Source organism: Hymenobacter persicinus, assembly GCF_004167665.1.
Lineage (GTDB): Bacteria > Bacteroidota > Bacteroidia > Cytophagales > Hymenobacteraceae > Hymenobacter > Hymenobacter persicinus.
Genome location: NZ_SEWE01000086.1, coordinates 1 through 2,849 on the forward strand (window position 1 = coordinate 1; position 2,849 = coordinate 2,849).

General features: G+C 65.7%; 2 protein-coding genes. Both read right to left on the bottom strand.

The genetic code is table 11. The annotated features are described in order from the left end of the window. Nucleotides 1-1,886, bottom strand: a 1,886-nt coding sequence (locus EWM57_RS20565; protein WP_129923181.1) for a hypothetical protein, incomplete at its 3' end; no start/stop codon positions are given. Between the two features lie 99 nt (nucleotides 1,887-1,985). Then, a partial coding sequence (locus EWM57_RS20570) for a GEVED domain-containing protein (protein WP_129923182.1) occupies nucleotides 1,986-2,849 on the bottom strand: 864 nt, incomplete at its 5' end.

Below are 2,849 nucleotides of genomic sequence, written 5' to 3' on the forward strand. Positions count from 1 at the left end.
GCCGGGCTCCAGGAGTAAGTGTAGCCCGTCAGCGCGGAGGAGCCCAGCTGCACGGTTTTGCTCGAGCACACGCTCACGTCGTCGCCGGCGTTGGCCACGGCGGCCGGGTTTACCGTCACCGTCACTTGGCGGGAAGTGGTGCAGATGCCGTCGTTGGTCGTTACCGTGTAGGTCGTGGTCTGGGTGGGCGAAACCGTGATGCTCGGGCCGGTGAAGGTCTGGCTGCCACCGGTCCAGACGTAGCTCTGCCCGCCGCTGGCAGTGAGCGTGGTGCTGGTGCCGGAGCAGATGGTGGCATTCGTGGGCGTCACGGCCAGGCCGCTGGCGGGCCGCACGTCCACGTTCCGCGACACGGAGTCTGAGGCGCAGCCCAGGGTCGAAATGCCCTTTACCGTGACGCGCCCGGCGCCCACGGTGTTCCAGAGCACCTGCACGGTGTTGCTCGTATTAGAGCCCTGAATCGTGCCGCCCTGGGCGCTCCAACGGTAGCTGCTCGAGGCGGGCCCGACGGCCGTATAGGCAACGGGCAGGGTCCGGTCGCAGATAACGGCCTCGCCGGTGATGCTGGTGGGTCCGGCGGCCTTGGTTACCTGAATCTGAAACACGTCGGCAATGCTTTTCGCCCCGCAGGTTACGTCGGTGGCGGTCAGCACCACGTCGTAGGGCGTGCTGCGGGCCGCGCCGCAGGCCGAGTTGAAGACAAACTGCCCGCTGACGTTGCCGCCCGTGCCGGTAATGGAAACGGTGCCCGTCGGGTTGCCCGGCTGCACCACGCCCTGGCTCCCGGCGAAGGTAGCGTTAAACGGGCCGGGGCCGTCGAGCAGCACGCTGTTGGCCTTGAGCGTAATCGGGTTGCCGTCGGGGTCGGTGGCGGCCAGGTTGAAGCTTACGGTCTGCCCTTCCTCAATGGTATAGAGGTGAGTGGCCTGGGTGGCGGCCGTAAACTGCGGCGGCCGGTTCGGGGTGCAAGTGCGCGAGACGAGCTGAATCTCCCGGCGCGTCGAGCCAATAAGCACTTCCACCGAATTGATGGTCCGGTACTCTTTCACTTCCACCGACACCACGTACGAGCCCAGCAGGGCCGTGGCGTAGCGACTCAGACCGTTGCTGGCATTCAGGAAAGCGTAGCGGCCGGGGCCCGTGCCAAACGGCGCCGTCTGGCTGTAGCCGTTGGCGTAGGTTACGGCCGGCGGCGGGGGCGTGAAGATGGTGGGCAGGGGCGGGGGCAGCTGGGGGTTCTGCACGCCGTAGGGGCGGCTGAACGAGTAGATGAGCCGGTCACCGTCGGCATCCACGGCGTTGTTGACGATGATGCTCGTGTCGCCCTGGCATACTACTACCACGGCCGTATCCGAGAAGGTTGGCGAGGAGTTAGGCAGCAGCGGGGGTGCCATTTCCACGTAAATCTGCTGGCTCCAGCTTTCCGACTGCGCCAGGTTCAGAATGCCCGCGTTGCGGGTGCCGTCGGTGTACACAGCGTAGTAGCCGTTGAACGACAAGGGCAGGCTGACTATGGTTTCGTAGCGCACCAGGCGCACCCGCACGGCTGTGCCGGGCGTGCTGCACCCGCCGGGCTGGGGCGGGGTAATTTCGGGGTTGGAAGTCCGCTGAATGTTGACCATTTGCAGGCGGGCCCCGTTGGTTTTGTCGTAAAACGCCACGTCAATGGCCGGGCGGCCAAACTCAACGGAGGAAGTGGCCGGGTCGGCATTCACGTACACGAGCACCGTGACGCGGTAACGGTAGCGGTTGGCTCCCGCGCCGTTGGCATCCAGGTAGCTGTACGATATTTCACCGCCTAGCAAGTGAGACGCCGTGGCAGGCGTTGTCCACAGGCCCATCAGCAAAAGCAGCAGGAGGAAGCTACGCTGTAAGAGTGGTTGCATAGAGTTGGGGTAGGAAAAAAAGAGGGAATAGGCCGGCGTGTGGAAACCGGCGGGAAAAGGCGAAAAGCGGATTGGAATGGTCGTCGAACCGGGCGGGGTTTACTGGCGCTCCACCCGGCGCATGGCCGTCTGGCCCTGGGCGTCGCGCAGGCGCACCACGTACAGGCCGCGGGGCAGGCTCGCCAGGTCCAGCGTGGCGTCGGCGGTGGGGCCCAGGCGCAGCGTGGTGCTCAGCAGCTCGGCGCCCAGTACGTTGTGCACGGTCACGGCGTAGGAGCCCGCCGCGGCAGCATCGGGCAGGCGCAGGTGCAGGCGGCCGTCGGGTGTCGGGTTCGGAAAGATGCTCAGCGCGGGCAGGCTGCGGGCTTCGGCCGTGGCCGTGCCGCCGTCGATGCGCACGGAGTAGTCCTCCGTTTCGGAGTTGGGCTGGTTCTGCACGCAGGCATTCGGCTGGTTGTTGTTGAGCCGGGTCACGACGCGCATGCGGGTGAAGCCCCGCACGCTGGCCTGGTTGGGAATGGCAATGATGGCTGAGGAGAAGACGCCCGACGTGACGTTGGCCAGCAGCTCGGTGTTGGCAAACGTGCCGTCCCGGTTCAGGTCAATCCAGACTGAGGTGACGCGGTTGAAGTTCTGGTTGGCCGTGGTGGTGAGCGTGTAGGTCAGGCCCTGGCGCAGGCCGATGGTCAGGGCCAGGTAGTTGCCGTAGCCCCCCGCGTCGGCCCCGGTCGTGTTGTTGAAGTTCACCGCGTTGCCGCTCACGGCTACGCTGGTCAGCCACACGTTGACATTCTGCCCGGAAGAGGCGCAGTACTGCACGCAAGGCACCGAAATAGTCAGGTAGTTCGGGCGGGTCAGCACGTTGCTGCCATAGCCGTTGGTCACGGTCAGCGCCACGGTATAGGTGCCGGAAGCCGCGTACTGGTGCGAGGGGTTTTGCTGGGTGCTGGTCTGCCCGTCGCC